Here is a 25,606-nt window from a genome sequence, read left to right on the forward strand (position 1 = left end):
GTTCGTCTATGGAGAAGAGGAAAAGGATCGGCGTTTACCTGTATTGCAGAACATTCTGCCCCAGATGATGCAGGTCCTATGTGGAAAGAGGCGTGCGTGCGATAGCGGTGGTCAGTCTGTTGACCCACTATTATCGGGGACAAGCCCCCTCCCGAAGGGCTTAAGCGGTGTGCGGTCGAGGATTTTGCGGCCATCGTGGTTTAGCGGGATGAGTGAGGTCAACATCAAAAGCTAGGAGTCCTGACCGCCGACCTGACTTTTGAAGCCTGTGCATACCCCTGTAGGAGCAAGCTTGAACTCGCGAACAAACGTCAACGATAACGCGTGGCTTCTGGATGCACGCGGCGTTCTTGCTGACACCATCGCCGGCAAGCCAGCGCCCATAGGGGTTGTAGTGTTGGCACAAAATTGTGGTTACTTCGGATACAGCGGCGGCAAGCTGGTGCTGTCTGCCACCGGCGCCTGTTCGCGTTCGGCCATGGGGATGGCCTTGACCGCGCGCCATAACTCTTCGCCCTGCCAATACTGGCCGCTTTCGCTGTAGAGCGCGCCATTCAACCCATCCAGCGCATCGGACAAGGGCACGAACCGCGCCGCCATGTCCGCCAGGGTTTCCGGTTGCTGGCGGGCCCAGGCATCCAGGGCCTGGCGCGTGGCCTGGGGGTCGTTGGCCTGGCTGGCGCGCTTGAGGTCGTCGAGCAAAGTCCGAGGGCTAGGGCCGGTCTGGGCGGCGCGCAGGATCGCCGGCCGTGAGCGGGCCCGCCACCACAGGCCGAAGCCGAGCAGGGTGGTGCAGGCGAAGAGCAGGCTGGTGAGCTGCCAGATCCACAGGCGGCCATCATCCGGTGCCGTGATGACCGTAGGAGTGGCCGGTGTGTCGACCACCAGGCTGGGGTTGACCGCCACTTGCAGGGTGCGGGCCGGCAGGCTGGTGCGTTCCAGATGGTCTTCGTGGGTGTTCCACCACACCACTTCCACGGCGGGCAATTCCAGGGCGCCGGCGCGGTTGGGCACCAGGGCCTCGCGGTCTTCGCGGCTGCCGATCACTCCGCGTTCGCTGTTCTGGTTGCTCAGTACCGGCTGGTCGGGGTAACGCCGCAGGCCGGCGATTTCGGTGCTCGGCAGCGCCGGCAACTGGGCGCTGGCCAGGCCTTCGGCCTTGAGGGTAAGGATGCGGGTCAGGGAGTCGCCGACCTGTACGTTCGCAGGTTCCGGGTTCCAGCTTTCCCCCAGGCTCAGGCTGCGGGCCGGCAGCCAGGGCGCGTCCGCTGGATACAGGGCCGGCTTGGGCTTGACCGTCAGGGGGATCTCGGTGGAATTGACATGCAGCAGCTTGCCAGGCCTTGGTGCCTGGGGCGCAGTGCCCTGGGCCGGGCGCGGTTCGACCATGGTGGCGCTGAACATCTGTGCGGGGATCAGCAATTGCCCGCTGTGTTGCGGGTAAATCCCGTAGCGCATTTCGATCACGCCATGGCGCACGCCGTTGATGACTTTCTCATAGGTGCGTGAATCGCCCACTTGCTCGACCCGGGCATCGGCCAACTGCAAAGGGGCCAGGCTGCTGTCGTCATACAGCGCCACCGAATGGTAGATGCGCACGGTCAACAGGGCCTGGGCCTGCACGTAGACCGTGTCCTGGTCGAGGCTGGCTTCGATGAACACCGGTTGCAGTTGGTTGTCGCTGTCCTGGCCCAGGGTTTCGTCCACTTGCAGGCTGATCGCCTGGGTCTTGAGTTCGCCCAGTTGCAGCGGTGGGATCACCACCGTGCCGGTGCTCTTGGGTTGCAAGGTGATGATCCAGCGGGTCGTCGCGTGGTTGCTACCGTCGAGGGTGGTGAGCTGGTTGATCTGGCGGGTGCCGCGTACGTCGAACAGCGGATCCAGGGGTGACAGGTCCGGCTTGCCGAACTGGGTGACGTCGTTGGACTCGATGGTCAGCTCCACCGTTTCCCCGGAATTGACGCGGCTGCGGTCGATACTGGCGGCCAGGTCGGCCGCCTGGGCGTGAGCGGCCCACAGCGCTAGCAATAAGACAAATGGGGTGCAGCGGCTCATCGAGTCTTGTCCTGATGTTGTTGCTGTTCGTACCAGAATTTGCGTCGCAACAACTCGCCGGGGTTGTCCGGGATCTGTCGCAGCCATTGTTCCAGGGCCTGGCGGTGCTCCTCGTCGAGGCTGTCGTTCGTCGGGCGCAGAGGGGGCGTGGTGGTCTGTTCATCGCCCAGTTCGCTGCCGGGTACTTCGTTATTGCCCGCAGGCGGCGGGGTGCCGGGCTGTTTTTCGCCGGTGCCCGCCTGGCCCGCGCCCTGGGGCGATTGCTCGCCGCCGCTGGTTTGCTGGCCATCGTCGCCTGGTTGCGCAGTTTGGCCGGGTTGGGTGGATTCGTCATCCTCGTTTTTTTCGGGGGCTGGAGGCTCGGGTTCCGGTTCTTCCAGCAACAGGCTTTCGACGAGGGCTTTGTTTTTAAGGGCCGGCTGCAAGTCCGGCTGGGCCTCCAGGGACTGTTCATACGCGTCTATCGCCGCTTCCAGCTCGCCAGCGCGGGCGAGGGCATTGCCCCGATTGTAGTGGGAGTAGGCATCACTGCCTTCGGCAAAGCGCCGGGCGGCCTCGGCGTAGTTGCCCGCTTCATACAGGGCCACACCTTGCCATTGCGGGTTCTCGAAGTGTTCGGCGGCTTCGGCCGGGCGTTTGTGCTTGAGCAGGTATTGGCCCTGTTGGTCGGGGCGCAGCCACAGGTCATCAAAGCTGAACGCGTAGCTGGGTTGCGGTGCGGCCAGCAGCAGTAGCGGCAGGCAGAACAGCCAGCCCCGGCGACCGGCGCAGGCGGCGAGCAGCAGCAGGGGCAGCAATAGCCAGTAGCCTTGGTCGGCCCAGGTGTCCAGCTGCAGGCGCTGGCCGTCGTCGCGCAGGGTTTGCGGGCCGTCCAGCAGGCCAAGGTTGCGCAAGTCTTTGTCGTCCAGGCGCGCCTGGCGATAGCGGCCGCCCATTTCACTGGCGAAGGCCTTGAGCGTCGGGCTGTCCAGGCGCGGGATCAGGATCGCGCCTTGCTCATCCTTGAGGAACTCGCCGCTTTCCTGGGTGACCGGCGTGCCTTCACGGCTACCAATGCCGAGGATCGACAGGCTCGGCGCCTGGCCTTGGAGCAGCAGGCGAATGCCCTGGCGCTCCTGCTTGGACAGCGACGAGCCAATCAACAGCAAGCGGCCTTGGCCGAGGCCGCCGTGCTTGAGCAGGTCCAGGGCTTTTTCCACCGCCAGGTCGGCACGATGGCCGGCCTGCGGCATGATCGAGGGACGCAGGGCATCCAACAGGTTGCGGCTGGTGGCCAGGTCATCGGAGAGCGGCACCAGCGTATGAGCGCTCCCGGCATACACGACGATGGCGGTCTGCGCATCGCTGCGCGCCTGCAGCAGATCCACCAGCTTGCGCCGCGCCTGCTCCAGGCGGTTGGGTGGGCTGTCGGTGGCGAGCATCTCGGGGGTCAGTTCCAGCAGTACCACCAGCGGGTCGGCGGGTTTCTGGCTGATCTGTTCAACCCGTTGCCAGCCGGGGCCGAGCAAGGCCAGCACGGCCAGCAACCAGGCCAGGCCCAGCAACAACCACGGCGACTTGCTTTCCCGACCATTGCCGCCACTGAGCAGGGCGGCATGGAAGGCGGGTGGCAGGATCATCTGCCAGCGCCCGGCGCGCTTTTGTCGATGCCACAGTTGCCATAGCAACCAGCCAAGCACGGGCAGCAGCAACAGCCACCAGGGACGAAACCAGTGCGGCCATAAAGCGATCATCGACGCCTCCGCAAGCGCAGGCGTTGAAGGCGTTGGCGCCATTGTGGGTGCTGTTGCAGGAAGTGGCCCTTGGTCGACAGTTTATTGAGCAGGCGTTGCAGGGCGTTGTCCGGCCAGCGCTCCTGGATCACCAGCAACAGGCTCAGAAACAGCGCCAGGGCCAGTGGCCCGCTGTACAGTGCCTGGGTCGGGCGGGCCTGGGTCGGTTGTTGCGCCACCGGCTCCAACTGGTCAAGGGTTTCCTTGATCGCTTGCAGCTCTGCACCGTCGTGGGCGCGGAAATACTGCCCACCGGTGGTTTGGGCGATGGCCTTGAGCGCCGGCTCATCCAGATCCAGGCTGGGGTTGAGGCCGAGCATGCCCAGGGTGCCGGTCTGCTCCGGGTTGGCGCCGATGCCGATGGGGTAGATCTTCACGCCTTCTTCGGCGGCCAGGCGCGCGGCAGTCAGCGGGTCGATTTCGCCGCCATTGTTGGCACCGTCGGTCACCAGGATCAGCACCCGGCTTTGTGCCGGGCGCTGCCGCAGGCGCTTGAGGGCCAGGCCGATGGCATCGCCAATCGCCGTGTTTTTACCGGCAATGCCGATGCGCGCCTCATCCAGCCAGGTGCGCACGGTGCGCCGGTCGAAGGTCAGCGGCGCCTGCAGGTAGGCCTGGCTGCCAAACAGGATCAGGCCGACGCGATCACCCTCGCGGCTCTCCAGAAAGTCCCCCAGCAGGTGTTTGACCAGGCTCAGGCGGCTGACGTCTTCGTCCTGCCACTGCATATCGGGGAAGTCCATGGAACCTGACACATCCACCGCCACCAGCAGGTCGCGGCCGCTGGCGGCAATGGGCAGCGGCTCGCCGAGCCATTCCGGGCGCGCGGCGGCGGTCAGCAGCAACAGCCACAGGACCACGAACGGTGCTTGTTGGCGCCAACCCGGCAGGTTGATGCGCGCGCGGCGCCGGGCCAGGCCTTCGAGGTCGCCGAGGAAGCTGACCTTCAAGGCCGGCTCGCCACTGTCGGCTACCGGCAGGATCAGGCGCATCACCCACGGCAGGGGCAACAGGGCAAAGATCCACGGCCAGGCGAACTCAAACATGCTTGCGAATCCACGTGTCGACGGCTTGCGTCAGGCCGGCGATGGCCTTGTCGTCGAGTTTGCATTCGGGTTTGTAGGTGCCTTCCACCAGCACCATCCACCGCGTCAGGCCGGCCGCCGGGCAGCGGTTGTCGAGAAACGCCAGCCATTTGCGCCCATTGAGGGTGTGGCTCTGGCTGTAGGGGTAGTCGTTGCGGCACAGGCGCTTGAGCAGGCCGTTGAGCTGCTGCAGCCAGGCGCCGGCCGGCGCGCCATCGTAGGGTTTGGGCATCAGCGCCAGTTCCGCGAGGGCGGCGATGCGCACGGGGTCCAGGGGTTGTTCGGCCCGGGCCAGCGGGCGTTTGCCCGGCAGAAAACGGCGCAGCCACCACAGGCCCCAACCCAGCAGGGGGATCAACCCCAGCAACAGCCACCAGCCGGGCGCCGGAGGCCAGAACCCAATGGCCGGCGGGGCAATCAGCGGTTGCAGTTGGTCCAGGCTGCTCATGGCTTTTTCACCGGGCGTTGCGGGTTGAGGTATTCGCGCAGTTGCTCGACCATTTCGCTCTGGGTGCTCAAGGGCATCAGCAATACCCGTAGCTTTTGCGCGAGCAGTTCCCAGCGGGCGATGCGCGCTTCGGCCTGGGCCTTGTAGGCTTGGCGCAGCTCGAAGTTCAAGGTGTCGATTTCCAGTTGTGCGCCCCGTTCGGCAAAGCGCAGCAGGCCGGCGGCGGGCAGGGCGTGGTCCAACGGGTCCGAGACGGGCAGCAGCAACAGGTCGCAATGGCGCGACAACAAACTCAGTTGTTGTTCAGCACCTTCGGTCAGGGCACGTTCATCGCAGATCACAATCACCAGGCTGCCGGGGCGCAGTACTTCGCGGCCACGGCGCAGGGCCATGCCCAGGGCATCGGCTTCGGGCCGGCTCTCGGTGTCGAGGCTCTGGTTGACCCGTACCAGGCGGTTGAGCAGTTGCAGCAGGCTTTGTTTGCTGCGTCGTGGCTTGATTTCATAGTGCTCGTTATCACCGAACACCAGGCCGCCGACCCGGTCGTTGTGCCCCAGCGCGGCCCAGCCGATCAGGCTGGCGGCTTGCGCTGCGAGAACCGACTTGAACATCAGCCCGGAGCCGAAGAACAGCCGGCAGCTTTGTTCGACCATGATAAAGATCGGCCGCTCGCGCTCTTCATGGAACAGCTTGGTGTGGGGCTCCTGGGTACGCGCCGTGACCCGCCAGTCGATGGTGCGCACATCGTCACCCGCCTGGTACACCCGCACCTGATCGAAGTCGACCCCGCGCCCGCGCAGCTTGGAGTGGTGCAGGCCGATCAACGGGCTGCGCTGGCTCGGCGTCGAAAACAGCTGCACCTCCCGCACGCGATGACGCATCTCGATCAACTCGCTGAGGGAAATACGGATTCCATCGCCGGCGTTCATGGGGCTCAAGCGACGGCAACGACGTCGAGAATGCGTTGCACCACACGGTCCTGGTCGATACCGGCCGCTTCGGCTTCAAAGGACAGGATGATGCGGTGGCGCAACACGTCGAACAGCACCGCCTGGATATCTTCGGGGCTGACAAAGTCGCGCCCGGCCAGCCAGGCGTGGGCCCGGGCGCAGCGGTCGAGGGCGATCGAGCCCCGAGGGCTGGCGCCGTAGGCGATCCACTCGGCCATCTCCGGGTCGAACTTGGCCGGGGTGCGGGTGGCCATGACCAGTTGCACCAGGTATTCCTCCACGGCATCGGCCATGTACAGGCCGAGGATTTCCTTGCGCGCGGCAAAAATCGCCTGCTGGCTGACCCGCCGCTCGGGCTTGGTCTCGCCATTGAGGGCTTCGCCACGGGCCTGTTGCAGGATGCGGCGCTCCACGGCAGCGTCGGGGAAGCCGATCTTGACGTGCATCAGGAAGCGGTCGAGCTGGGCTTCAGGCAGGGGGTAGGTGCCTTCCTGCTCGATGGGGTTTTGCGTGGCCATCACCAAAAACAGCGGCGACAGTTCGTAGGTACTGCGCCCGACGCTGACCTGGCGCTCGGCCATGGCTTCGAGCAGGGCCGATTGCACTTTGGCCGGGGCACGGTTGATCTCGTCCGCCAGCACCAGGTTGTGGAAGATCGGCCCTTGCTGGAACACGAAGCTGCCGGTTTCCGGGCGATAGATTTCGGTGCCGGTGATGTCGGCGGGCAACAGGTCGGGGGTGAACTGGATGCGATGGAACTGTGCTTCGATGCCTTCGGCGAGCTCTTTGATGGCCTTGGTCTTGGCCAGGCCGGGAGCGCCTTCTACCAGCATATGGCCGTCGGCGAGCAGGGCAATGAGCAGGCGCTCGATGAGTTTTTCCTGGCCGAGAATCTGCGTAGAAAGAAAGGTTCGCAGCGCGAGCAGCGCTTCACGATGTTCCATCGATGACGGTTCCTGGAAAGATGAGCCTGGGGCGTGTGAAAAATGCCAGGGCCTGGGGGGCTTACTTTAATGCATTGGAGGGGCTGGCGACTAACGAACCGGGGGGTATTTTTGGGGTTTGTGGGAAAGGTCTGAGGTTTTTGGCGTCGATGAGGGCCTCATCGCGGGTAAGCCCGCTCCCACATTTGGATTGTGGCGCGTTCAAATGTGGGAGTGGGCTTGCCCGCGATGGCGATTTTGCAGCCGCCAATCAAGGCGTGCGGATGTAAGTGCCGGTGCCCTTGAGAATGTTCTGCAAGGTTTCTTCTACCTCGGCCAGGTCCGATTCCGGCGTGCTGTGCTTGATCTGCAGGTGATCGCTGCCGCCCAGTGCGTCCTTGTCTGCCGCGCCAATCTCTACCAGCAAGGTGGTCGCGCCCAGGGTGATCTTCAAACCGTCCAGGGTCGAAGGTTCGTAGTCCCAGGTCAGCTCCACCTCGTCCTCATCCGGATAACGGGACAGCATGAACATCTCGCCATTGGTGCCGTGGCAGCAGAGCATGGCCATGTTGTCTTCTTCGTCATCGCACGGGGTGGCGAGCAGGTGGGCGGTGGTCAGTTGCATGGGGAATCCTGTGTGGGAGAGGGCGCAGCGTGGCAATTGTGCCATTGCGGCCGATTTTGTGCTGCATGCTGTTATGACCTCAGGGGTCGGATCAGTCATTTCTGGCACTCGCGGGCTGGAAAATAGCCTGTTTTGCAACCGGTTATTTCAGGTTGCACAAATTGCAACCGGTGCGCTGCGTGCTGATGACCGAATATGTCGCAGCATCGCAAGCAGGCCGCTTCCCACACTCGTTAAGCTGCGCAACGTATGTGCCTGCAGCGTGACGCTGACCTGCCCGTTGTACCGTCATCCGCCAGCGGCATGTGACCTCATTGTCTTGTCCAGCTTCACCCACCTGTCACCCTGATTCGTTTATGGTTACCGACGAACAGAAATGACGGTCTCCCCGCAAGGGGATAACACGCGACGCTTCCATCAATAACAAGCCCAAGCGGAGTACCACAGATGGCGTTCTTCACCGCAGCCAGCAAAGCCGACTTCCAGCATCAACTGCAAGCGGCACTGGCGCAGCACATCAGTGAACAGGCACTGCCACAAGTGGCGCTGTTCGCTGAACAATTCTTCGGCATCATTTCCCTGGACGAGTTGACCCAGCGTCGCATGTCCGACCTGGCCGGTTGCTCCCTGTCTGCCTGGCGCCTGCTTGAGCGCTTTGATCACACCCAGCCGCAAGTGCGCGTCTACAACCCCGATTACGAACGCCACGGCTGGCAGTCGACCCACACCGCGGTCGAGGTCTTGCACCATGACCTGCCGTTCCTCGTCGATTCGGTACGCACCGAACTGAACCGCCGCGGCTACAGCATCCACACCCTGCAAACCACCGTACTCAGCGTGCGCCGTGGCAAGAAGGGCGAGCTGCTGGAAATCCTGCCCAAAGGCACCCAGGGCGAAGACGTCCTGCAAGAATCGCTGATGTACCTGGAGATCGACCGCTGCGCCAATGCCGCCGAGCTGAACGTGCTGAGCACGGAGCTTCAGCAGGTATTGGGCGAAGTACGCGTGGCCGTGGCTGATTTCGAGCCGATGAAGGCCAAGGTCCAGGAACTGCTGGACGGTATCGACAACAGCCAGTTCGCCATCGAGGGCGAAGAAAAGGCCGAGATCAAGAGCTTCCTGGAATGGCTGGTGGGCAACCACTTCACCTTCCTGGGCTATGAAGAATTTGTGGTACGCGACGAGCAGGACGGCGGTCATCTGGAGTATGACGCCGATTCCTTCCTCGGCCTGACCAAGCTGCTGCGCGCCGGCCTCACTGCCGAAGACCTGCGCATCGAAGACTACGCCGTGGCCTACCTGCGCGAACCGACAGTATTGTCGTTCGCCAAGGCTGCGCACCCAAGCCGTGTACACCGTCCGGCTTACCCCGACTACGTGTCGATCCGCCAGATCGATGCCAGCGGCAAGGTCATCAAGGAATGCCGTTTCATGGGCCTCTACACCTCCTCGGTGTACGGCGAAAGCGTGCGGGTGATTCCGTATATCCGCCGCAAGGTCGCGGAGATCGAACGCCGTTCGGGCTTCCAGGCCAAGGCGCACCTGGGCAAGGAACTGGCCCAGGTGGTCGAAGTACTGCCCCGCGACGATCTGTTCCAGACCCCGGTGGACGAGCTGTTCAGCACCGTGATGTCGATCGTGCAGATCCAGGAACGCAACAAGATCCGCGTGTTCCTGCGCAAAGACCCATACGGCCGCTTCTGCTACTGCCTGGCCTACGTGCCGCGTGATATCTACTCCACCGAAGTGCGCCAGAAGATCCAGCAAGTGCTGATGGATCGCCTGAAGGCCTCGGACTGCGAATTCTGGACCTTCTTCTCCGAATCCGTGCTGGCCCGTGTACAGCTGATCCTGCGGGTTGACCCGAAGAATCGCCTGGATATCGACCCGCTGCTGCTGGAAAAAGAAGTGGTGCAGGCCTGCCGCAGCTGGCAGGACGACTACGCGAGCCTGGTGGTCGAAAGCTTCGGCGAAGCCCACGGCACCAACGTGCTGGCGGACTTCCCCAAGGGCTTCCCCGCCGGCTACCGCGAGCGCTTTGCCGCGCACTCGGCCGTGGTCGACATGCAGCACCTGTTGAACCTGACCGAAGCCAAGCCGCTGGTCATGAGCTTCTATCAGCCGCTGGGCCATGTGACCGGCCAGCAGGAACTGCACTGCAAGCTGTATCACGCCGATACCCCGCTGGCGCTGTCCGACGTGCTGCCGATCCTGGAAAACCTCGGCCTGCGCGTGCTGGGTGAGTTCCCGTACCGCCTGCGCCACGCCAATGGCCGCGAGTTCTGGATCCACGATTTTGCGTTCACCGCCGCCGAAGGCCTGAACCTCGATATCCAACAGCTCAACGACACCCTGCAGGACGCGTTCGTGCATATCGTCAACGGCGATGCCGAGAACGATGCGTTCAACCGCCTGGTACTGACCGCCGGCCTGCCATGGCGTGACGTGGCGCTGCTGCGTGCCTACGCCCGTTACCTCAAGCAGATCCGCCTGGGCTTTGACTTGGGCTATATCGCCAGCACCCTGAACAACCACACCGACATCGCTCGCGAGTTGACCCGGTTGTTCAAGACCCGCTTCTACCTGGCGCGCAAGCTCACCGCCGACGACCTGGAAGACAAGCAGCAACGCCTGGAACAAGCGATCCTCACCGCCCTGGATGACGTTCAGGTGCTCAATGAAGACCGGATCCTGCGGCGCTACCTGGACCTGATCAAGGCCACCCTGCGTACCAACTTCTACCAGGCTGACGCCAACGGCCAGAACAAGTCGTACTTCAGCTTCAAGTTCAACCCGCACGCCATTCCCGAGTTGCCCAAGCCAGTGCCGAAGTTTGAAATCTTCGTCTACTCGCCGCGCGTCGAAGGCGTGCACCTGCGCTTTGGCAACGTCGCCCGTGGCGGCCTGCGCTGGTCCGACCGTGAAGAAGACTTCCGTACCGAAGTGCTGGGCCTGGTAAAAGCCCAGCAGGTGAAGAACTCGGTGATCGTGCCGGTCGGCGCCAAGGGCGGCTTCCTGCCGCGTCGCCTGCCATTGGGCGGCAGCCGGGACGAGATCGCGGCCGAGGGCATTGCCTGCTACCGCATCTTCATTTCCGGCCTGTTGGACATTACCGACAACCTGAAAGACGGCGCCCTGGTGCCTCCGTTGAACGTGGTGCGCCACGACAACGATGACCCGTACCTGGTAGTGGCGGCCGACAAAGGCACCGCGACCTTCTCCGATATCGCCAACGGCATCGCCATCGACTACGGCTTCTGGCTGGGCGATGCGTTTGCTTCCGGCGGTTCGGCCGGTTACGACCACAAGAAGATGGGCATCACCGCCAAGGGCGCGTGGGTCGGTGTGCAGCGACACTTCCGTGAGCGCGGCATCAACGTGCAGGAAGACAGCATCACGGTGGTGGGCGTCGGTGATATGGCCGGTGACGTGTTCGGCAACGGCTTGCTCATGTCCGACAAGCTGCAACTGGTCGCCGCCTTCAACCATCTGCATATCTTCATCGATCCAAACCCGAACCCGGCCACCAGCTTCGTCGAGCGCCAGCGCATGTTCGAGCTGCCGCGTTCGGCCTGGAGCGACTACGACACCAGCATCATGTCTGAAGGCGGCGGGATCTTCTCACGCAGTGCCAAAAGCATCGCCATCTCGCCACAGATGAAAGAACGCTTCGACATCCAGGCCGACAAACTGACCCCGACCGAACTGCTGAACGCCTTGCTCAAGGCCCCGGTGGACCTGTTGTGGAACGGCGGGATCGGCACCTACGTCAAGGCCAGCACCGAGAGTCACGCCGATGTGGGCGACAAGGCCAACGACGCGCTGCGCGTCAACGGCAACGAGCTGCGCTGCAAGGTCGTGGGCGAGGGCGGTAACCTGGGCATGACCCAACTGGGTCGTGTGGAGTTCGGCCTCAATGGCGGCGGCTCCAACACCGACTTCATCGACAACGCCGGTGGCGTGGACTGCTCCGACCACGAAGTGAACATCAAGATCCTGCTCAACGAAGTGGTGCAGGCTGGCGACATGACCGACAAGCAACGCAACCAGTTGCTGGCGAGCATGACCGATGAAGTCGGCAACCTGGTGTTGGGCAACAACTACAAGCAGACCCAGGCCCTGTCCCTGGCCGCACGCAAAGCCTACGAGCGTGCTGCCGAGTACAAGCGCCTGATGAGCGACCTGGAAGGCCGTGGCAAGCTGGACCGCGCCATCGAGTACCTGCCGACCGAGGAGCAGCTCGTTGAGCGCGCCACCACCGGCAAAGGCCTGACCCGTCCAGAGCTGTCGGTGCTGATCTCGTACAGCAAGATCGACCTCAAGGAAGCGCTGCTCAAGTCCCTGGTACCGGATGACGACTACCTGACCCGTGACATGGAGACCGCGTTCCCGCCGAGCCTGGTGGCCAAGTTCTCCGAGGCCATGCGTCGCCATCGCCTCAAGCGCGAGATCGTCAGCACCCAGATCGCCAACGACTTGGTCAACCACATGGGCATCACTTTCGTGCAGCGGCTCAAAGAGTCGACTGGCATGAGCCCGGCCAACGTGGCCGGCGCCTATGTGATCGTGCGTGACATCTTCCACCTCCCGCACTGGTTCCGTCAGATCGAAGCCCTGGACCACCAGGTGTCGGCTGAAGTGCAACTGGCGTTGATGGATGAGCTGATGCGCCTGGGTCGCCGTGCCACGCGCTGGTTCCTGCGCAGCCGTCGCAATGAGCAGGATGCGGCGCGTGATGTGGCGCACTTCGGCCCACATCTGGCAGCGTTGGGCCTCAAGCTTGACGAACTGCTGGAAGGCCCGACCCGCGAAGGCTGGCAGAACCGTTACCAGGCGTATGTTCAAGCCGGTGTCCCGGAGTTGCTGGCGCGCATGGTGGCAGGTACCACGCACCTGTACACCCTGCTGCCGATCATCGAGGCCGCCGACGTGACCGGCCAGAGCGCCGCCGATGTGGCCAAGGCCTACTTCGCCGTGGGCAGCGCCCTGGACTTGCCATGGTACCTGCAGCAGATCAGCGATCTGCCGGTGGGCAACAACTGGCAGGCCCAGGCCCGCGAAGCCTTCCGCGATGACGTGGACTGGCAGCAACGGGCGATCACCATCAAGGTTCTGCAAATGGCCGACGCGCCAGAAGACATGGAAGCCCGCGTGGCCCTGTGGCTTGAGCAGAATGCGAGCATGGTCGAACGCTGGCGCGCGATGATGGTGGAAATCCGTGCTGCGGTGGGTACGGACTACGCCATGTACGCGGTAGCCAACCGTGAACTGCTGGACCTGGCAATGAGCGGTCAGGCGGTGCTGTAATCAGCCGCTAGAGCGCTAAAAACAAAAGCCCGTATCGCGAGATACGGGGCTTTTTGTTTTCACCCGGTTCAATGTAGGAACCCAAAATGTGGGAGCGGGCTTGCTCGCGATAGCGTCCGTTCAGGCAGAGATGTATCAACTGACCCACCGCCATCGTTGGCAAGCCAACTCCCACCTTTGCTCTGTGGTGCGACCAAAATACTCTGCCCGACAAAGCCCCCCTGTGGGAGCGGGCTTGCCCGCGAAGGCGTCCGTTCAGGCAGAGATGTATCAACTGACCCACCGCCATCGCTGGCAAGCCAGCTCCCACCTTTGATTTGTGGTGTGGCAAAAATACTCTGCCCGACAAAGACCCCCTGTGGGAGCGGGCTTGCCCGCGATGGCGTCCGTTCAGGCAGAGATGTATCAAATGACCCACCGCCATCGCAGCGGTGCGGCGATCCGACAAGCCAGCTCCCACATTTGCTCTGTGGTGCGACCAAAATACTCTGCCCGACAAAGACCCCCTGTGGGAGCGGGCTTGCTCGCGAAGGCGGTAGTCCAGCCACATATGCATCGACTGACCCACCGCTATCGCAGGCCAGTTCCCACATGTTGATCGTCACGGGCTTACGAGAGCTTCGACTCCAGGTGATCCAGATACCGGCTCATCAATCCTGCAGCCGTGCCCGCATCCCTGCGCTCCACCGCTTCGACAATCTCTGTCTGCTCACGCCAGGTGCCGGAGAACGCCCCTTGCCGGGCAATGACCAGCGAGGTCAATGGCACCAGGCTATTAAGGAACTGCGCCAATGGCCGGTTCCCCGCAATGGCCGCCAGCGACAGGTGAAACTCCCCACACAGGCGGATGGCCGGGCCTTGTTGGCCTTGCTCGACGTACGTCCGCTGGCGGGCCACCAGTTCGCGTAGGCGCCGCACTTGCCCTGGGTTGGCCTGCGCGCACGCCAGTTGCACCACGGTCACTTCCATCAAGCGCCGCGCTTCAAGAATATGTTTCACCTGCTCGGCATCCGGCGCCGCCACCTGGGCGCGCAGGTTGGGGCGCAGGATGATCACTTGTTGTTCTGCCAGGCGTGCCAGGACCCGGCGCAGTACGCTGCGGCTGACACCAAATTCCTGGGCCAGGCCTTCTTCGGTAAAGCGGCTGGTGGGTACGATGCGCTGTTCCAGGATGGCATCGAACAGGCGCGGGTAGAGGTCTTCCACCGACGGCCGCTTGCCGGGCACCAGGCGCATGGCGGGCGGGGCGGTGACAACGATGTTGCGTTGCAAGGCGCGAGCGCTCATGGCCTATCTCCAAAGTCAGCTGCCGAGATGATCGTCGGGAATGTTCAGGGCGGTGCCCATGCGCTGGCCCTCGTTGAGGATGTGGCGGCGCATTTCGGCGCTGGCCAGGGCGCTGTTCTTGTTGCGGATGGCGCGCACCACCGCTTCGTTTTCCTGCAGGCGCTCGGCCAGGTGTTCGGGGGAGTTGCGCAACACCTGGGCGCTTTGCTTGAGGGCGTTGCTGGTCTGTTGCACCACGTTCTGGAAGATGGGGTTGGAGGTCAGGGCGAACAGCTCTTCGTGGAAGGCAATGTAGGCGTTCATCCCCGCCTCACTGTCGTTGGCTTCCAGGGCTTCGCGCATGTCCATCAAGGTCAGGCGCAGTTGCCCGATTTCCTTGCTGGTGATGGACTGGGCCACCAGGCCGACGATAAACGGCTCCAGGGTGTAGCGCAGTTGCAGGATATCGGCGAGGCTGGCATCGGCCACCGCGTCATGGGCCTGGGGGTCGTTGACACTGGTTTCCAGTACGACCACGCCTTTGCCGGGCATCGAGCGTACCAGGCCGAGGGTTTCCAGCACGATCACTGCCTCGCGCAGGCTAGGGCGGCTGATGCCCAGTTGTTCGGCCAATTCGCGCTGGCCGGGCAGCATCTCCCCGCGCCGCCACTGGCCGCGGGCCAGGGCAGCGCGCAGTTTTTCTACGACTGAATTGACGACGGTTGAGGTGCTGATCACGTCGTGGGCTCCTTGAATTTAAATAACCCTTCAACGGTAGGAGCGAGCTTGCTCGCGAAGACCGTCAACGATAACGCGGGCAGACTGGGTGCGCGCGGTGCCTTGAAGTTTTTCGCGAACAAGCTCGCTCCTACAGTGTGTGGGGAATGTTCAGAACTCCTGATGAACCGGCAGCACCGGTTTCTTGGCCTGGAACGCATACCCTTGCTGCCCATCGAGCACCTTGTTGGCCCGTTGGATATCGATGTCCTTTTCCCAGCGGGCAATGGCGACGGTGGCCACGCAGTTGCCGATCAGGTTGGTCAGCGCCCGGCCGATCCCCATGAACCAGTCCACCGCCAACACCAGCACCAGGCCCACCACCGGGATGGCGGGGATGGCAGTGAGGGTTGCCGCCAGAATCACCAGGGCCGAGCCCGGTATGCCGTGGGCGCCCTTGGAGGTAATCAGCGATACCAGCAGGATGGTCAGCAGGTCGGTCATCGACAACGGCGTACCGGTGGCGTTGGCGATAAACACGATGGCCAGGGTCAGGTAGATCGAAAAACCATCGAGGTTGAACGAGTAACCGGTGGGGATCACCAGGCCGACGGTGGAACTGCCAATGCCCAGGTGCTCCAGTTTACGCATGATCTGTGGCAGCACGGCGTCGGACGAGGCGGTGCCCATCACGATCAGCAGTTCTTCGCGCAGGTATTTGAGCAGCGGCAACATCCGCAGGCCCGAAAACCGCATCACGGCGCCGAGGATTATGGCGACGAAGGCCATGCACGTGAGGTAGAACAAACCCACCAGGCTGCCCAGGTGTTGCAGCGAGTCCAGGCCGTAAGTGCTGGTGGTAAAGGCGATGGCACCAAATACACCAATCGGCGCCAGGCGCACGATCATGCCCATGATGCGGAAGATCACATGGCTCAACTCATTGATCAGTCGCGAAATGCCCGAGGCCGCTTCACCCACCAGGTTCAGCGCGCTGCCAAACAGCACCGAGAACAACAGCACCTGCAACACGTTGTTGTCGGCAAAGGCGCCGATCACCGAGTTGGGGATCAGGTCCATCAGGAACTGGCTGGTGCCCTTGATATGCTGGCCGCGATCCGCCAATTCATTGAGGCCGGCAGATGACAGCTGTTCCAGGTGGATATTGGCCCCGCTGCCGATCCCGGTACTGAAGGCCAGCATCAGGCCAAGCACCAGGGCGATGGTGGTGAGGATTTCAAAGTAGATCACCGACTTGAGGCCGATGCGCCCGACCTTCTTCAGGTCGCCGGCCCCGGAGATGCCGCTGACCACCACACAGAACACGATCAGGCCGATCAGCATCTTGATCAGCTTGATAAAGCCGTCACCCAGGGGTTTGAGTTGTGAGGAGAATTCGGGAAGGGCCAGGCCACAAGCGATGCCGAGCATCAGGCCTATGACGACTTGCAGGAAAATCGAACGCGAGCACCATCTGAGCATGGGAAGGATCTCTATTCGGTGCCCTGGTGGGTCCAGGGCTTAATTGTTGTGGTCTGACCGGTAAGTCCAGTGCGTGGCCAGTCTACGCCCGGTTTTTTGCAAACTACAAGGGGGAAGTGGGGTGTTTGGGATGTCCGGTCTTACCAGTTGCTCGGTAAGCGTGATGCTTGAGCGGTTGGCGGCGTGGAATTTTTTTCGCTTATCATGCGGCGCTTGGCCGTTGAGGTGATAAATGGATAAGCCAGGACTGACGACGGATGAAACGGGGCTGACCCGTTGTACATGGCGCACGGCCGCCGCCCAATACCCCGATTATCACGATCACGAGTGGGGCGTGCCGGTTGCCGATGACATTGCGTTGTACGAGAAGATCTGCCTGGAAGGCTTCCAGGCCGGCTTGGCGTGGATCACCATCCTGCGCAAACGCGAGCACTTTCGCCGGGCGTTCGAGGGTTTTGATTTTCGCCAGGTGGCGCAATACACCGAGCGCGATGTCGAGCGCTTGATGGCTGACCCGGGCATCGTGCGCAACCGCGCCAAGATCGCCTCGGCCATCAACAACGCACGCCGGGCGTGTGAGTTGGTGGCGCAAAGCGGGTCGCTGGCGGCCTGGTTATGGGCCTTTGAACCGACTGCCGATGAGCGGCCAGCGGTGGTGGACCTGGCTTATTGGACGGGCAATCCCACCTCGCCGGCTTCGGTGCGCTTGTCCAAGGCCTTGAAGAAACGCGGCTGGACATTCGTGGGGCCGACGACGATGTACGCGTTCATGCAGGCCATGGGAATGGTCAATGACCACCTGGAAGGCTGCGCCTGCCGGCAGCCGATCGAAGACCTGCGGCGCCAGTTCAAGCGCCCCTGACAAGCCCCAGTGGCGAGCGGGCTTGCCCCGCGCTGGGCTGCAAAGCAGCCCCAAAACCAGCCGCTACGGACTATCTGATACACCACATTCGGCTTACTGGGGCTGCTTCGCCGCCCAGCGCGGGGCAAGCCCGCTCGCCACAGGGGCTCTGGGGTCTAGCATTCAGTTCTGCGCTGGCAGGGGCGTCAGCACATCAGCCTTGTCATCCATAACCATCACCACCAGCAACCTGGCCGGCTGGGTCTGGCTGGCATTGCTGGATTCGAAGTGGCGCGAGCCGGCCGGTTCGTAGAATGATTGCCCGGCCTTGTAGGTAATGGCCGGTTCATCGTTGACCCGCGAGGTGATTTCACCTTCCAGCACATAAGCCACCGCCGTGCCGGTGTGGCTGTGGGGGACGGTGGCCTGGCCCGGTGCGTAGTCCACGGTGAGCATGATGGTTTTTTTGCCAGGCACGTTACTCAAGGCATGCTCTTGCAGGACCTTGATCGATTCCTGGTTGTAGACCGGCTCATGGGCAAAGGCGCTTAGCGAAGCCAGCAGGAGGGTGGTGCCGAGCAGTATTTTCATGGTGCAGTTCTCTAGATTGCAGACCCCATCACCCTACGCCCGGCACCGTGGCGCACCTATAGCCAATCCTCTGGAAAACCCCTTAGCCAATCTGCTGGAGGATATCGCGCACCTTGTCCAGCGATGGGTCGATATCCAGGGTCTCGATGGCCCCAAAGCCGATAATCAGGCCGCACCGCACCGGTGCTTCATGAAAAAACACGTCCAGTGGGTACAGTCCGACTTCCACTTGGCGCGCCAGTTCGATCAGCAAGGGAATGTTTACTGCCCCCTTGCACAGCGCCGCCAGGTGGAACCCGGCCACGCTGGGCACGGCTTCGAACCAGGGAGACAAGTCGCCGGCCAGGCGGCTGAGGATGCGCTCGCGGCGGGTAGCGTAGACGGTGTGACAGCGCCGAATGTGCTTGAGCAGGTAGCCTTCGCTGATGAACTTGGCGAGTGCCCATTGCGGCAGTGTCGAGGTGTGCTGGTCGGTCAGTTGCTTGGCCTTGACCACCGCGCCATGGATCGCCGGGGGCAGTACCGCATAACCCAGGCGCAGGTCCGGCAGCAGGGTTTTGGAGAAGGTCCCGACGTAGGCCACAATGCCGCGCTCGTCCATGCTTTGCAGGGAGTGAGTGGGCCGGCCTTCGTAGCGGAAATCACTGTCGTAGTCGTCTTCGATGATGATCGCGCCCAATTCCAGCGCGCGTGCCAGCAGCGCCGCGCGGCGTGCCTGGCTCATGGGCATGCCGAGGGGGAACTGGTGGGAAGGCGTCACGTAGATCAGCCGTGTGCCCTGGGGAATCTGCGTGACCTGGATACCTTCGGCATCCACCGGCACGCTGGCCACCGTTGCCCCTACGGCCTCGAACATCAAGCGGGCGGGGGTGTAGCCGGGGTCTTCCATGGCCACCAGGCTGCCCGGTTCAAGTACCACCCGGGCGATCAGGTCCAAGGCTTGCTGGGCGCCATTGCACACCACAATGTCGGTGTCGCGGCAGTTGACCCCCCGGGAAAATGCGATGTGCCCGGCGATCGCGCTACGCAGGGCCGGCAGGCCTTCGGGTTGGCTATAGAACCCGCTGTTCTGGGCGGTGCGGCGCAAGGCGTCGAGGGTGCAGCGCCGCCATTCGTCCTGGGGGAACAGGCTGCGGGTGGTGGCGCCGCCGATGAACTCGCACCGCAAGGTGCCGTCGCGGGTCGGGTGGCGCATGGGCGAGGGCAGCGCCTGCCATTTGGCCAAGTGCGCGGCGCAGGCCAGGTCGGCAGCGTCCTGGCGCCGGGCAGGGCGGTTTGCCTGACTGTTGACGAAGGTGCCACGGCCAATCTTCCCCACCAGCAGCCCTTCATAGGTCAGCAGCGCATAGGTGTCGGAGACGGTCTTGCGCGACACCCCCAACTGCTCGGCCAGCAGGCGGCTGGGCGGCAGCTGCGCACCCGAGGCCAGGCGCCCGGACTGGATGGCCGCGAGCAATTGCCGATACAGCTGTTCGGCCAGATCCTTGCGGCCATTGATGACGACGTGCAGTTCCATGGAGCATCCCGAGGCGGTCAGACTGCGCCCAGATTACCCGCAACCGTGGGGCGCGCCTACGGCCAAGGCGGTCTAGGCATAAAGCGCCACTTTGGCTATAGGGCACAGGCCGGCGCGGTCTTAAGCTGGCGGCCATCGTCTTTGCCCATCGAGGCCGCCCCTATGCAACCGCGTCTGGATTACTACACGGCTTCGCCCCAAGCGCTTAAAGGCATGATGGTGCTTGAGGCAACGTTGTTCGAGCTGGCCATCGACAGGCCTTTGCTTGACCTGATAAGGATCCGCGTCTCGCAACTGAACCACTGTGGGTTTTGCAGTGACATGCATGCCATGGCGGCGTTGGCGCGGGGCGAAAGCACGCGGCGTCTTTTGGCGTTGTGCGTATGGCGTGATTCGCCGCTGTTCACTCGCCGCGAACAACTTGCCCTGGCGTGGAGCGAGGCCACGGCGTTGCTGGCGTGTGCAGGCGTGCCGGATGCGCTGTTCGCCGCCGCCCGTGCCGAGTTCGGCGAGCAGGCCCTGGTGGACCTGACCATGGCGGTTACGACCATCAGCGGCTGGAACCGCCTGGCCGTCGCCTTTGGCCAGTTGCCGCCAGAATAAGCCCACCCGGATAAAGATCTACCGCTGCGGCGCTTGTGACCCGTAGCACCATCGCCCTATGCCTGGCACTGGTTGCCGGCAAACCATGTGACCCACGTCATGGCATAGGGAACGACTCATGACTCAACCTGATACACCCGCAGTGGACGCACCTTTGGCGCTGGCCGATCTGGATGCCCGGCTGGGGGATCTGCTGGTCGGTGTTTTACCGGTTCGCCGTACCGTGCTGGCTCAAATGGGCGCGCAGATAAACGGCAAGCCCATCAACGTGCACCACCTGGCTGGGCGCGAGGCCGACCAGACGCTGCTCGATTCGATCCGCTTTGCGGCGCCGCAGCTCAAGGCATTCCTGGGCACGGACGCCACCGTCAGTGACAGCAGCGCCAGCCTGCTGTTCGAGTTCGCCGCATTACGCTCAACCCCGGCCAAGCCGCTGCTTGAGGGGGCGTCGAGGCTGGACAGCGGTGACACGATGACCCGGCTCGATGACTTGCTGCGCGCCGTGCAGAACACCAACTTCAACCAGGCCCTGCAACGTGAAGGCTTGCCCGCCTGGGTCGACACTCCCCGAAGCCGAACCCTGGAAGCGATGGGGACTGGCTTGCAGGTCTATGGCTATTACAGCGCGATCAACGCCTTGGCCCAGGCCATCAAGACCGGTGATATTCGCCAGACCCTGGCCGCCGGTGCCGAATTGCTCGCCGAGCTGACATCCAGCGCCCTGGAGTTGGCCCTGGAGCGTCTGGGCAAGCGCATGCTGGAGAACGGCGGGCGTGTGTTCAAGGGGTTCTGTGCGAGCAGCGTAGGCCAGTTGTTGCGGCGCGGCGCGGGCCTGTTTGCCCAGGTGTTGACCCTGCCGTTCGACATCTTCAGTGCAGTGCAGTCACTCAAAGACGCGGCGAAGGCCCAGGGCAAGGAGGCGATGGACCACTACGTCAATGCCGGTTTCAGCCTGGCCAGTGCAGCCCTGGGCGTGGTGCTGGGGATCGCCGCCCTGGCGGGTTTCAGCTATGCCGGGCCATTGGGGATTGCCGCGGCTGTGGTGCTGATTCTCGGGGCGCAGATCTACAGCGCAGTGCGTCAGGTGGATGACATTGACGATTACATCGAACTGACCGTGTCCGAGCGCTTGAGGGCCGGCTGGCTGTCGTTTGCAGGCCGGGAGCTGGACAAGGATGTGCGCGACCGCTACCTGGTGGCGAAGATGGAAAAGCAGCACGCAACCTACCTTACCGGCGTGGCCGAAAAGTGGCTGCGCGGTGCGCTCAAGAACACCGTACACGCGGTGGTCAATGGGCGGTTCGAAGTGCGCATGATCCCCGTGCGGGAGTGGAAGCACCGTTGGGACGAAGCGGCGGGAGAGCAGCCCTACCGCGATACCACTGGGCCGGCCATCCATGATGGTGATGATGTGGTCGATGCCTCCCATGCCGGCGTCAGCCAACTGCCCGGGGTGGTGCTGGGCAAGCCGTTTACCCACGCTGCGATCCTCTGGCGCCTGGGCGATGGTAACGACAACGTCCAGGGCCAGTTGGAGATGCGCAATGTCTTTCAGTTCGGGGCGGGGCACAAACGACTCACGGGTGGCATCCGCGATGACCAGTTCATATTTGAGCTGCCACCAGATACGTTTGAGGTCGTTGCCACCCCGGGCGCGGCAAGTGAGCTGCACGGTGGCAGCGGCAGCGATACGCTGCATTTTGGCTACCGCTCCCCTTACGTCGAGGGCATTGAGGGGCTTGCCATCGATCTGCAGGCCGGCAGCGTCACACGGCGCAAGGATGCCGGCCGCAGCGGGCTGTCGAACCAGATAACCCTGGACTCGATCGAGAACGTCGCGACGCCTGCGGGCGTAGCCAGTCACGTCAAGGGTACGGCGCAGGCCAATATCCTGATTGCCGAAGGCAACAACGACCGGATCGAGGCCGGGGCCGGCAATGACACGATCTTCGTCAACGGTACCGATGCCTGGGTCGACGGTGGAACGGGTAGCGATCGCTATGTCATTGCCAACAACCGGGGCACCGTCACGCTGCACGAGCAGCACTGGCAGGAAGACACGCTGATTGAGCTGGGGTGGGAGCTGTCCAGCATTGCTGACTGGGTGATCCAGGAATGTGCGTTGGTGATCCGCTCCCTGCGCGGCCTCGACGGCGAGTTGCCGGAGCGCTTGGTCAGGATTGAAAACCTCTACCTGCATGAATCCGGCGAGCGGCGCCTGGCCGGTCATAATCTGCGTTTGCTGACGGCGGACGGTTACATGTTGGAGCCGGTTCTTCCGCCGTTGCTGAGTGCGCAAGGCGACCAGCCGATCAAGGTGGCTGCCCGCTCGATGAGCCCTGTGCCGGCGTTTCAGCGCGTGTTGGCGGGCGGCGAATGGGTGCTGCCATTCGGCCTGTCGACCCGCTGCTTTATCGAGCGCGGCGTGACCGAAAAGCGTGTGCGGGTTCGAATCGCGGGCGGCGCCACGGCCTGTACCCTGTACCTGGACTACCGCACCGAGGAACTGATCGATGTGGTGGCCGGGTATCGCGTGACCCTGCGCAGCCAAGGCCCGGTCGACACGCTGACTTACAGCGATGTGACCTTGACCCTGACTTTCGCGGACGGCGGCCGCCTGGTCCTGGCCGAGTTCGCCAGCGACCGTGGTGCGCTGCGCGCCGATGTCGCCGCCAATATCCGGGCGGCCAGCCTGAAGCCCGACTGCGAGTGTGTGCTGGTCTTCAACGATGGCATGTCTTATCGGGTTCAACCGTTGCAGCAATCCTACCTGCAAGACCGTGCCCAGCCGGGCTTCAGAGTCTTTGACGGCCGTTCGGCACTGTTGGCGCGGGTTGGCAGCCATGGGTTTTTCCGGCCGCTGAGTGCCAAGGGCGTGTGGTTGCAGGCGCTGCCGCAGACCCTGCGGATCCCGGCTGGGCCCCATCGTCAGACCTATGCGCTGGTGGGGCGCGGGTCGGTGTATGAGGTGCACCCCAGCAGCGGCGCCACCATTGCCCTGTCTACCCCAGGAGCGCTGGCCAAGACCTCGGATGCCTCCACCTGGCAGATCAACACCAGCGGCCTGGATGAGCCCATCGACCACAAGCAGATCATTCTGGCCGAGCACCGGCTCAAGGTGGGCAGCGTGACGCTGATCCTGCCCATCGTCACAGACCCGCAGGTGCCGCTGGAGCAACTGTACGTGCAGACCCTTGAAGGTGACCGATACGAGATCCGCCTCGATCTGGGCAGCGTTTACCTGGTGCAACTGGATGCCTCGCGTTACCTGACCATAGCCGAGGTCTGGCAGCAATTGCGCCGCATGCGTCAGCACTCAAGGTTGATGGCGCGCCGCTTGCGGGTGCTCGGTGTGCAGTTGGCGGATGGCACTGACAGCGCGATTGATTACGACGCGCTGCTCGATCGGTGGGTCGCCCACGGTGACCCCGCGCGCAGCGTGGCCTCGGCAGACCTGATGCGCGTAAACGTGTCACTCAACTAATACTGGAAAGGGATTTCTATGCAACAGACACCTCATTCACCCAGGCCCGGGCCCTCCAGGCCTGCCCCTCGCGTCGAGGCAGGGATCGCTGGCGGCCTGGTCAGGGATTTTGGTCCTCAGGGCCGCAGCCCTTTTGCCGAGCGTCAGGCGAGCCGCCCGCTGGTACGCGGCCACGATGCGTCGCTTACAGTGCCGCAAATCAGTGACCTGGACGTGCCGGGACCCATGCCGCCGATGGCTGTGCTGGTCACCAGATCGCTGCTGCCGGCGCCGAGCGCCGAGGGCGTGTATACCCACAACGGTCGCACTTATCTGGACCTGGAAACCGGTGAGACGGTACTGGTAGTGCGTGACCCGCACACCGGTGAGTGGCGCGAACGCGCGCCTCATCAATTGGCCGCCACGGGCGCGCCGGTGCAGCGGGTTGCGGGCAGTTCGTTGTGGGCCAGGCGCACCGCTGCGGCGCAGGCCCCGGTCTCGTTGCCGACAGCGGTCCCGGCCAGAGGGCGCTTGGACCCGGTGTGGGACCTGCAGCGGTATGACGTCAGCCAAGCGAGCAATGTGCCGCTGTTTCCGCTGGCGGGAATGAACGACTTTGTGGTCCAGGGCACGCGTTACTACGTGAATGCGCAGTTCAACTTGAAGGCCTTCAGGATCAAGGAAAGCCATATCCAGCAGCGCGGGCCACACGGCAACTTGCGCCCCAGTGGCTCGTTTGCCGAGGACGGGATTATCCGGCTTTCAGGGCGCGAGCCCCTGACCTATCTGCATGTCGGGGGGGTTACCAGCCGTATCGAGCTCGATAACGTGCGCCAGAAATGGCGGCTGCTCGGCAATGGGGTCGAGGCGATTTACCTGGATACGGGCGGCCATTTGAGTTCCTGGGTGCCGCAGCTTCGATTGCGCGATATCGGCGATATTATTTCGCAGGCGCGCAGGGTGTTGGGCTACACCGGCGTCAGCAGCGACATGAGCCAGGGAGTCATGTCGACCATGGACAAGAACACCTATGTCTATATGCAGCAATATGCCCGGCAACTGATCGGGTTCGACACGACGGCCATACGCCAGGCGCCGGTACGGGATCGGGATCGCATGATTGACGAGCATATCTGGCGCCATGGTTATCCCTATGACCGTTTGCGCCAGGCGATCAGTGCCCAGGCGGATGGTCGCGCCTTGCCGGTGGGCATCGCGCAGTTTGATCCGCTCCAGGGTATGGCAACCGTCAGCGCGCGTGAGGGCGGCAGCTTCAACGTTCAAAGCGTCAGCAGCAACGCCCAGCTTCATTACCCCAGGCGGCGCCGAAGTGATGAACACCAAAGGTTGTTCGTGCGATGGGGTTCTATTGACAGCCACGCCACCAGTCAGCGTGGTGAGGCCAATGAGCGTATGTATCGTCAGATGTTGGTCGATGATGGCTACCAGATTATTCCTGGAGGCACCTATGGTATGGGGCTGCACGGCTTTGATTTGGTGTTCCGAGGGCCTACGGGTGCGGTTTATCTGCTGGAAATCAAACATATCCCACCGAGTAACACTCACCGTTTGTCCAGTGTCAGCATGGCGAAGGGGTTGGGGTACTGGCAGATGGAAGACCGCTGGGTAAGCGCGGTATTGGCCCATTCCGAGGCTGCGAATTCACTGGCCGGGGTTGCTGTGGGACAGGCGTTGAGCAGTGGACAGTTATTCAAGCTGATCGGCGCCACGGCACCCGATGGCACTCAGTATGTGTTCAAGATTGATATGAGCCCGGTGCGTTAGAGGGGAGGTGGTGGTGGGGAGAGCGCTGTTGTGGCAAAGGCGGCTATGGAGAAGGGGGGGGCTTGCTGTGGCGAGGGGGCTTGTCCCCCGCTGGGCTGCGCAGCAGCCCCAAAACCTGCACCCTCGGTTGGTCTGACACGTTGCGGTGATCCTATTGGGGCTGCTGCGCAGCCCAGC

General features: G+C 63.1%; 17 protein-coding genes. 5 read left to right on the plus strand and 12 right to left on the minus strand.

Annotated features, from left to right (window positions below; genetic code table 11):
* Positions 1 to 414 precede the first annotated feature (414 nt).
* The 7 genes from GDV60_RS11420 to GDV60_RS11450 form a co-directional block, all read right to left on the minus strand.
* Complete coding sequence (locus tag GDV60_RS11420) at positions 415 to 2,055, minus strand: BatD family protein (RefSeq protein ID WP_092235780.1); 1,641 nt, start codon at positions 2,053 to 2,055, stop codon at positions 415 to 417.
* Complete coding sequence (locus GDV60_RS11425; RefSeq protein ID WP_092235783.1) at positions 2,052 to 3,788, minus strand: VWA domain-containing protein; 1,737 nt, start codon at positions 3,786 to 3,788, stop codon at positions 2,052 to 2,054. The genes GDV60_RS11420 and GDV60_RS11425 overlap by 4 nt, the downstream gene beginning before the upstream one ends.
* The gene (locus tag GDV60_RS11430) at positions 3,785 to 4,873 is read right to left on the minus strand and encodes a VWA domain-containing protein (protein WP_029294785.1); all 1,089 of its coding nucleotides are present in this window, start codon (positions 4,871 to 4,873) and stop codon (positions 3,785 to 3,787) included. Before GDV60_RS11430 ends, GDV60_RS11425 begins: the two co-directional genes overlap by 4 nt.
* Entirely contained in the window at positions 4,866 to 5,360 is a 495-nt protein-coding gene (locus GDV60_RS11435) for a DUF4381 domain-containing protein (protein ID WP_029294787.1), read from the minus strand. The genes GDV60_RS11430 and GDV60_RS11435 overlap by 8 nt, the downstream gene beginning before the upstream one ends.
* Complete coding sequence (locus GDV60_RS11440) at positions 5,357 to 6,289, minus strand: DUF58 domain-containing protein (protein ID WP_029294789.1); 933 nt, start codon at positions 6,287 to 6,289, stop codon at positions 5,357 to 5,359. Before GDV60_RS11440 ends, GDV60_RS11435 begins: the two co-directional genes overlap by 4 nt.
* 5 nt (positions 6,290 to 6,294) lie before the next feature.
* Positions 6,295 to 7,254 carry a MoxR family ATPase gene (locus tag GDV60_RS11445; RefSeq protein ID WP_003218556.1) on the minus strand — a complete coding sequence of 320 codons (960 nt, stop codon included), beginning with the start codon at positions 7,252 to 7,254 and terminating at the stop codon, positions 6,295 to 6,297.
* A 250-nt stretch (positions 7,255 to 7,504) separates the two neighbouring features.
* The gene (locus tag GDV60_RS11450; protein ID WP_092235787.1) at positions 7,505 to 7,858 is read right to left on the minus strand and encodes a hypothetical protein; all 354 of its coding nucleotides are present in this window, start codon (positions 7,856 to 7,858) and stop codon (positions 7,505 to 7,507) included.
* Positions 7,859 to 8,305: 447 nt separating this feature from the next.
* Between GDV60_RS11450 and GDV60_RS11455 the strand changes: the two genes are divergently transcribed.
* Entirely contained in the window at positions 8,306 to 13,165 is a 4,860-nt protein-coding gene (locus GDV60_RS11455; protein ID WP_029294799.1) for an NAD-glutamate dehydrogenase, read from the plus strand.
* A 609-nt stretch (positions 13,166 to 13,774) separates the two neighbouring features.
* On the opposite strand, the gene GDV60_RS11460 is transcribed toward GDV60_RS11455, so the two are convergent.
* From GDV60_RS11460 to GDV60_RS11470, 3 genes are all read right to left on the minus strand, one after another.
* The gene (locus GDV60_RS11460; protein ID WP_159907225.1) at positions 13,775 to 14,452 is read right to left on the minus strand and encodes a GntR family transcriptional regulator; all 678 of its coding nucleotides are present in this window, start codon (positions 14,450 to 14,452) and stop codon (positions 13,775 to 13,777) included.
* A 15-nt stretch (positions 14,453 to 14,467) separates the two neighbouring features.
* On the minus strand, positions 14,468 to 15,169 hold the full coding sequence (locus GDV60_RS11465) for a FadR/GntR family transcriptional regulator (protein ID WP_029294803.1): 702 nt from the start codon (positions 15,167 to 15,169) through the stop codon (positions 14,468 to 14,470).
* 150 nt (positions 15,170 to 15,319) lie between these two features.
* Positions 15,320 to 16,630, minus strand: coding sequence for a C4-dicarboxylate transporter DctA (locus GDV60_RS11470; RefSeq protein ID WP_159907227.1), 1,311 nt, complete (start codon positions 16,628 to 16,630; stop codon positions 15,320 to 15,322).
* Between the two features lie 232 nt (positions 16,631 to 16,862).
* Here GDV60_RS11470 and GDV60_RS11475 point away from each other — a divergent pair, with 232 nt between their 5' ends.
* Positions 16,863 to 17,492: a DNA-3-methyladenine glycosylase I gene (locus GDV60_RS11475; RefSeq protein ID WP_159907229.1), complete on the plus strand. Its 630-nt coding sequence runs from the start codon at positions 16,863 to 16,865 to the stop codon at positions 17,490 to 17,492.
* A gap of 162 nt (positions 17,493 to 17,654) precedes the next feature.
* Here GDV60_RS11475 and GDV60_RS11480 read toward each other — a convergent pair whose 3' ends face one another.
* Complete coding sequence (locus GDV60_RS11480; RefSeq protein ID WP_029294808.1) at positions 17,655 to 18,062, minus strand: cupin domain-containing protein; 408 nt, start codon at positions 18,060 to 18,062, stop codon at positions 17,655 to 17,657.
* 82 nt (positions 18,063 to 18,144) lie between these two features.
* A complete protein-coding gene (locus GDV60_RS11485; RefSeq protein ID WP_159907231.1) occupies positions 18,145 to 19,578 on the minus strand; it encodes a PLP-dependent aminotransferase family protein in 1,434 nt (477 codons plus the stop codon).
* A gap of 162 nt (positions 19,579 to 19,740) precedes the next feature.
* Between GDV60_RS11485 and GDV60_RS11490 the strand changes: the two genes are divergently transcribed.
* The 3 genes from GDV60_RS11490 to GDV60_RS11500 all read left to right on the plus strand — a co-directional run bounded on the left by GDV60_RS11490 (position 19,741) and on the right by GDV60_RS11500 (position 25,429).
* Complete coding sequence (locus GDV60_RS11490; protein ID WP_159907233.1) at positions 19,741 to 20,181, plus strand: carboxymuconolactone decarboxylase family protein; 441 nt, start codon at positions 19,741 to 19,743, stop codon at positions 20,179 to 20,181.
* A 118-nt stretch (positions 20,182 to 20,299) separates the two neighbouring features.
* Positions 20,300 to 23,665 carry a calcium-binding protein gene (locus GDV60_RS11495; protein ID WP_159907235.1) on the plus strand — a complete coding sequence of 1,122 codons (3,366 nt, stop codon included), beginning with the start codon at positions 20,300 to 20,302 and terminating at the stop codon, positions 23,663 to 23,665.
* Between the two features lie 18 nt (positions 23,666 to 23,683).
* A complete protein-coding gene (locus GDV60_RS11500; protein ID WP_178121286.1) occupies positions 23,684 to 25,429 on the plus strand; it encodes a hypothetical protein in 1,746 nt (581 codons plus the stop codon).
* The last annotated feature ends 177 nt before the right edge of the window (positions 25,430 to 25,606 follow it).

Source organism: Pseudomonas sp. DTU12.1, from assembly GCF_009873475.1.
In the GTDB taxonomy this organism is placed as follows: Bacteria; Pseudomonadota; Gammaproteobacteria; order Pseudomonadales; family Pseudomonadaceae; genus Aquipseudomonas; species Aquipseudomonas proteolytica.

Excerpts from the sequence above, each read along its gene's own strand:
- GDV60_RS11420 (WP_092235780.1), bottom strand. The coding sequence starts at position 2,055 with ATGAGCCGCTGCACCCCATTTGTCTTATTGCTAGCGCTGTGGGCCGCT.
- GDV60_RS11425 (WP_092235783.1), bottom strand. The coding sequence starts at position 3,788 with ATGATCGCTTTATGGCCGCACTGGTTTCGTCCCTGGTGGCTGTTGCTG.
- GDV60_RS11430 (WP_029294785.1), bottom strand. The coding sequence starts at position 4,873 with ATGTTTGAGTTCGCCTGGCCGTGGATCTTTGCCCTGTTGCCCCTGCCG.
- GDV60_RS11435 (WP_029294787.1), bottom strand. The coding sequence starts at position 5,360 with ATGAGCAGCCTGGACCAACTGCAACCGCTGATTGCCCCGCCGGCCATT.
- GDV60_RS11440 (WP_029294789.1), bottom strand. The coding sequence starts at position 6,289 with ATGAACGCCGGCGATGGAATCCGTATTTCCCTCAGCGAGTTGATCGAG.
- GDV60_RS11445 (WP_003218556.1), bottom strand. The coding sequence starts at position 7,254 with ATGGAACATCGTGAAGCGCTGCTCGCGCTGCGAACCTTTCTTTCTACG.
- GDV60_RS11450 (WP_092235787.1), bottom strand. The coding sequence starts at position 7,858 with ATGCAACTGACCACCGCCCACCTGCTCGCCACCCCGTGCGATGACGAA.
- GDV60_RS11455 (WP_029294799.1), top strand. The coding sequence starts at position 8,306 with ATGGCGTTCTTCACCGCAGCCAGCAAAGCCGACTTCCAGCATCAACTG.
- GDV60_RS11460 (WP_159907225.1), bottom strand. The coding sequence starts at position 14,452 with ATGAGCGCTCGCGCCTTGCAACGCAACATCGTTGTCACCGCCCCGCCC.
- GDV60_RS11470 (WP_159907227.1), bottom strand. The coding sequence starts at position 16,630 with ATGCTCAGATGGTGCTCGCGTTCGATTTTCCTGCAAGTCGTCATAGGC.
- GDV60_RS11475 (WP_159907229.1), top strand. The coding sequence starts at position 16,863 with ATGGATAAGCCAGGACTGACGACGGATGAAACGGGGCTGACCCGTTGT.
- GDV60_RS11480 (WP_029294808.1), bottom strand. The coding sequence starts at position 18,062 with ATGAAAATACTGCTCGGCACCACCCTCCTGCTGGCTTCGCTAAGCGCC.
- GDV60_RS11485 (WP_159907231.1), bottom strand. The coding sequence starts at position 19,578 with ATGGAACTGCACGTCGTCATCAATGGCCGCAAGGATCTGGCCGAACAG.
- GDV60_RS11490 (WP_159907233.1), top strand. The coding sequence starts at position 19,741 with ATGCAACCGCGTCTGGATTACTACACGGCTTCGCCCCAAGCGCTTAAA.
- GDV60_RS11495 (WP_159907235.1), top strand. The coding sequence starts at position 20,300 with ATGACTCAACCTGATACACCCGCAGTGGACGCACCTTTGGCGCTGGCC.
- GDV60_RS11500 (WP_178121286.1), top strand. The coding sequence starts at position 23,684 with ATGCAACAGACACCTCATTCACCCAGGCCCGGGCCCTCCAGGCCTGCC.